This window comes from Pseudonocardia sp. ICBG601, from assembly GCF_020496245.1.
In genome coordinates this window covers 1-4,759 of record NZ_JAHLJA010000116.1, presented here as the reverse complement: position 1 = coordinate 4,759, position 4,759 = coordinate 1, and the positions used below count along the sequence as shown (strand labels likewise).

General features: G+C 75.1%; 5 protein-coding genes and 7 pseudogenes. 1 reads left to right on the top strand and 11 read right to left on the bottom strand.

Annotation, left to right across the window (positions count from 1 at the left end; all coding sequences use genetic code 11):
* On the bottom strand, positions 1–406 hold a 406-nt coding region (locus tag KPL57_RS26685; RefSeq protein ID WP_226353607.1), incomplete at its 3' end, for a hypothetical protein.
* On the opposite strand from KPL57_RS26685, the gene KPL57_RS26680 reads away from it, so the two are divergent.
* Positions 399–581 (top strand): hypothetical protein, encoded by a 183-nt coding sequence (locus KPL57_RS26680; RefSeq protein ID WP_226353606.1) that lies wholly within the window; start codon positions 399–401, stop codon positions 579–581. The two genes, KPL57_RS26685 and KPL57_RS26680, sit on opposite strands and share 8 nt — an antisense overlap.
* 139 nt (positions 582–720) lie before the next feature.
* On the opposite strand, the gene KPL57_RS26675 is transcribed toward KPL57_RS26680, so the two are convergent.
* The 10 genes and pseudogenes from KPL57_RS26675 to KPL57_RS26635 form a co-directional block, all read right to left on the bottom strand.
* On the bottom strand, positions 721–894 hold the full coding sequence (locus KPL57_RS26675; protein ID WP_226353605.1) for a hypothetical protein: 174 nt from the start codon (positions 892–894) through the stop codon (positions 721–723).
* A gap of 104 nt (positions 895–998) precedes the next feature.
* On the bottom strand, positions 999–1,298 hold the full coding sequence (locus KPL57_RS26670; RefSeq protein ID WP_226353609.1) for a 2'-5' RNA ligase family protein: 300 nt from the start codon (positions 1,296–1,298) through the stop codon (positions 999–1,001).
* Between the two features lie 68 nt (positions 1,299–1,366).
* Positions 1,367–1,543 (bottom strand): annotated as a pseudogene (locus tag KPL57_RS72805) (2'-5' RNA ligase family protein); the annotation flags it as partial.
* Between the two features lie 102 nt (positions 1,544–1,645).
* The gene (locus KPL57_RS70345; protein WP_308253031.1) at positions 1,646–1,954 is read right to left on the bottom strand and encodes a helix-turn-helix domain-containing protein; all 309 of its coding nucleotides are present in this window, start codon (positions 1,952–1,954) and stop codon (positions 1,646–1,648) included.
* A 5-nt stretch (positions 1,955–1,959) separates the two neighbouring features.
* Positions 1,960–2,406, bottom strand: a pseudogene (locus tag KPL57_RS26655) (riboflavin kinase); the annotation flags it as partial.
* 238 nt (positions 2,407–2,644) lie between these two features.
* Positions 2,645–2,740 (bottom strand): annotated as a pseudogene (locus KPL57_RS67395) (bifunctional riboflavin kinase/FAD synthetase); the annotation flags it as partial.
* A gap of 64 nt (positions 2,741–2,804) precedes the next feature.
* Positions 2,805–2,903 (bottom strand): annotated as a pseudogene (locus KPL57_RS70340) (bifunctional riboflavin kinase/FAD synthetase); the annotation flags it as partial.
* A 206-nt stretch (positions 2,904–3,109) separates the two neighbouring features.
* Positions 3,110–4,014: pseudogene (gene truB / locus KPL57_RS26645) on the bottom strand (tRNA pseudouridine(55) synthase TruB).
* 7 nt (positions 4,015–4,021) lie between these two features.
* Positions 4,022–4,518: pseudogene (locus KPL57_RS26640) on the bottom strand (hypothetical protein).
* Positions 4,519–4,569: 51 nt separating this feature from the next.
* A pseudogene (locus KPL57_RS26635) lies at positions 4,570–4,759 on the bottom strand (hypothetical protein); the annotation flags it as partial.

Genomic DNA, 4,759 nt, shown 5'->3' with positions numbered 1-4,759 from the left:
TCTTCGGGGCGGTCTGCTCGCTCGGGTCGTCCTTCGGGGCGTCCTTCTTCGAGCCGTCCTTCGGGGTGTCCGTCGTGCCGGTGCCGCCGGTCGTGCCGGTCCCGTCGGTCCGTGCCGGTGCCCCGGTCGTGTCGGTCGTGCCGGTCGTGCCGTCCTTCGGCATGTCCTTCTTGCCGTCGTCCTTCTTGCCGTCGTCCTTCTTCTGGTCGTCCTTCTTCGGGTCGTCCTTCTTCGGGTCGTCCTTCTTCTTGTCCGCCGTGACCGTGATGGTCGTGCGGGCCTCGGGCTTCGACGACGGCGCGGCGCTGTAGGAGTGCGAGTGGCCGTCGCAGGCGAACGGGACGGTCGCGGAGCCGTGCGCGTCGAACGTGCCGAAGGCGCCGGGGCCGTCGATCGAGATGATCACGCCGGGCGTGCTGGACGCCTTCCAGGTCAGCGTGATCTCCAGCGGGTCGTTGTTCGCGTCGCAGACCGGCTTGTGGCCGACGGAGAGACCGGAGACCGACGGGCTGTCGTGCCCGGAGCCGTGGCCCGAGCCGTGGCCGGAGTCGCTGCCGCCGGAGCGGCCGCCGTCGCCGTAGGAGCCGTCAGGCCCGTCGCCGGGTCCGTTGTCGGGACCGTTGGTCGGGGCCGTTGCCGCTGTCGGGAGCGTCGGCCGGGCCGTTGTCGGGACCGTCGGCCGGACCCGCGTCGGGGGCGGCGGCGGGCGGGGGGTCGGCGTCAGGCGGCGGTCGCCGCGTCGGGCCCCGGGGCCGCGGGGGCGGCCTGCTCGGCACTGTGCGACGTCGCCGCGACGGGCGAGAACGACCCGGTCACCGTGGTGCCGCACGCGGAGAGCGCTGCGGCCGTGACGGCGGTCAGGAGGGCGGCGGCTGCGGCCTTGCGTGCGGACATCGGAAGCACCTCTCGTCTCTGGTGCGAGAAGCATCGCTGCGAGAGGGGGTCCGGCACGCTCCCCGAGCGGGGCACGAGGTGGCGTGACGCGGGTAAGGGTCCTGTCACCCGCGGGCAACCACGCCGGACGAGCCCTCGCCCAGCTCGGAGCGAGGGCCACGCGGTGCACGAACCCGGTAGCGCGGCCCGCCGCGACCCGGCTCGCTCGCCATCAGCAGCACCTCGGCGGGCCGCCACCACGGACCGTCGGGCACCGCGGTCTCGGCCGGGGCGTTCGTCGGGGCCCCGCGCAGGCGGCGCAGCAGCGTGAGGTGGCCGACGAACCGCGCCGGGTCGCCGTCGGCGGCCGTGACCAGCGCGGTGAGCGCCGCGGGCGGCCGCGCCTCGACGCCCGCCCACCGCACTGCCTCGAACGAACCCGCGCCGCGAGCCGCAGCAGGGGCGCGGCGAGGCCGCGAGCGCGCTCGTCGAGACGGCGCGCGAGGACGCCGGGGTCGGCCTCCCCGTGGAAGGCGAGCGTGACGTGCCACGTCTCGGGCTCGACGAACCGCCAGCCCGCGGGAGCCGCAGAGGACAGCGCAGCGGGCAGTGCGGCCCGCAGGACGGCGGCGGCGTCGGGCGAGGGCGGGATCGCGGTGAACAGCCGCACTACCGGACCACTGACGCCCGCTGCCTGCCGCAGCACCTCCGCGAGCTCGGGGAACGTCGCGCCGAGCACGGCGGGCCGCGGCGGCGAGACGCGCCGGCTCGCTCACCCCGCGCAGGGCGTCGGCGGCCGCTCCGTGCTCTGCGTCGGGATCCCGCCGGACGACGGGCGCTGCGCGGGGTGCGCGGGCCCGCCCACTGCCACCGCAATCACGGCGACCTCGTCGAGCAGCGCCTCGACGGTGCGCGGGTCGCGGCTGCGCCGCAGGTGGGCGCTGCGCTGGTCGAGCACGAGCATCCGGGCCAGCACGGCCGGGTCGGAGATCTTCACGCGGCGCCCGCTGACCAGCTGGCTCAGCATGGCGGGGCTCATCCCGAGCGCCCGCGCGAGCCGCGCCTGCGACACGCCCAGCACGGAGGTCAGCCTGCGCACCCGGTCCCCCAGCGGGGCGCCGTACAGCTCGCGCTGCCGCTCCCGGTTGGACTCGATTGCGGAGGGCCCAGCTCCTCGCTCCCGCCCTCGTTCGCACCGCCTCGTCCACCCATGCCCGTGATGCTCTCAGGCGGAACCCCCGTCCCGTGGGGCGAACGGGAGAACTGGTGCGCAGGCTCAGGCGAGCAGTTCCCGGGTGCGCTGGGACGTCGCGCTCCATCTGCTCGATGAGCGCCTGGACGTCGTCGAAGCGCTCCTGGCCGCGCAGGCGCGGCCGCGAAGTCGACGGCCACGTCGAAGCCGTAGTAGAAGTCCTCGCGGACGTCCAGGACGTACGCCTCGACGGTGCGCTCGCGGCCCGAGAACGTCGGGTTGGTGCCGATGGAGATCGCGGCGGGCAGCTCGCGGTCGCGGATGACGAACGGCCCGCGTACACGCCGTCGGCGGGCACCGCGGTTGTAGGGCGCCATCGCGACGTTCGCCGTCGGGGAAGCCCAGGTCGCGGCCACGACGGGCGCCGTGCACGACGACGGCCCTCGACGCGGTGCGGGGGCGACCGAGCGCCACCTCGGCGGCCTCGACGTCACCGGCGTCGATGCACGAGCGGATGTAGGTGGAGGAGAACGTGACGCCCGTGTCGGCGACGAGGTCGAGGCCTTCGACGACGAACCCGAAGCGGCCGCCGAGCACACCGAGCATCGGCACGTCGCCCTCGGCGCGGTGGCCGAAGGTGAAGTTCTGCCCGACGACGACCTCGGCGGCGTGCAGGCCGGTCGACGAGGATCTCGTGGGCGAACGCGGCGGGCTCCATGCGCGAGAGCTCCTGCGTGAACGGCAGCACGCAGAACGCGTCGACGCCCAGCTCGGACGCGAGCTCCGCGCGGCGGCAGCAGCGACGTGAGCCGCGCCGGGTGCGACCCGGCCGGATCACCTCGGCGGGGGGGGTCGAACGTGACCAGCACCGTGGGCAGGTCGCGCTCGCGCGCCCGCTCGATCGCCCGCCCGATCAGCATCTGGTGTCCCCGATGGATCCCGGTCGAAGGACGCCGATGGTGACGACGCTGCGCCCCCAGTTCCGGTCGGGACGGCCTCCAGACCACGCCACCGCTGCACGAGGGGAAGCCTAACGACCGGACGTCACGTCGTCGCTGCGGGGGCCAGCACCACGACGGGGCGCGCCTTCGGTCCGCCCTCCTCGACCAGCGCGAGGACGCGTCGTCCGGCGCGAACACCCCGTAGACGCCGCTGCGCCCGATCGCGGGCAGCGGGCGACCGTGGGAGATGTCGGTGGTGAGCTCGTCGTCGAGGTCGCGGCGGGCGAACGCGACGTCGACGGCGCCGTCGAGGGTGAGCGACAGCGTCGGGTCGTCGGCGAGCTGGTCGAGGGTGCGGGCGTGCGAGAGGTCGAACGGGCCCACCCGGGTGCGGCGCAGCGCCGTGAGGTGGCCGCCGACGCCGAGCCCCGCGCCGAGGTCGCGGGCCAGCGCCCGCACGTACGTGCCGGACGTGCACTCGACGACGACGTCGAGCTCCGCTCCGCGCCGCTCGAGCAGCGTGAACGCCGAGACGGTGACGGGACGAGGCGGCAGGACGACGTCCTCGCCGTCGCGGACGCGGGCGTACGCGCGCCTGCCGTCGATCTTCACGGCGCTCACGGACGAGGGCACCTGCATGATGTCGCCGGTCAGCGCGGCCATGCCGTCGGCGATCGCCGCGTCGGTGTGACGCCGCTCGCGTCGGCCTCGGACACCGTCTCGCCCTCGGCGTCGTCGGTGGTCGTAGCGGCGCCCAGGCGAATCGTCGCCGTGTAGGCCTTGGTGTCGAGCGCGAGGTGGCCCAGCAGCTTCGTGCCGCGGCCCACGCCGCAGACCAGCACGCCGGTGGCCATCGGGTCGAGCGTGCCCGCGTGCCCGATCTTGCGGGTGGCGAAGACGCGCCGGAGCCGTCCGACGACGTCGTGCGAGGTCATGCCGGAGGGCTTTGTCGACGATCACCAAGCCGGGTGCGGGTTCGGGTCGGGCCACGACGCGCGATTCTCGCACCCGGCGCTCAGCCCGGCTGACGCACCGCGTCCCGGCGGTCGCCTGCCCGGCCCTCCTCGGCGAGGCCGGACGAGCAGCGCAAGCGTCCGCTCGTCGGGCGAGCCGGGCTCGCGACGTAGGTGTAGCAGGTCTGCCGGTCGGCCCCGTGCAGCGAGAACGACTGGTAGTGCAGCGTCAGCCGCCCCGCGAGCGGCGTCGTGAACGTCTTGGTGCCGCTGGTGCGGGCGCGGACGTCGTGGCGCGCCCACAGCGTCCGGAACGCCTCGCTCTTGAGCGAGAGCTCCCCCACCAGCTCCGTCAGTCGCGGGTCGTCGAGGTCGGCCCCGACGGAGGCCGCAGCGCCGAGACCGACGAGCGGGTGGCGTCGTCGAGGTCGCCGTAGCAGCCGCGGACGCCCTCGTCGAGGAACGCGTCGCGCACGAGGTTGCGCCCGACGACGTAGCCGGGGTTGAGCAGCGACGCGACCGGCGTGGCCGCCAGGACGTCGCGGTAGCGGCCGACCACGACCGCCACCTGCGTCTTCCCACGACGCGACGAGCAGCTCCATCGCCCGGCTCAGCTTCTCGGGCCGCCGCTGGCGTGGGCGCCGGGCGGGGCGGGCTCGGCGAGCCGGTGCAGGTGGGCGAGCAGCTCGTCGTCGAGGCCCAGAGCGCGGCCGATGGCGTCGAGGACCTGCGGCGACGGGTGCCGGTCGCGCCCTGCTCGAGCCGCGCGTAGTAGGCGGCGCTCACGCCCGCCAGCAGCG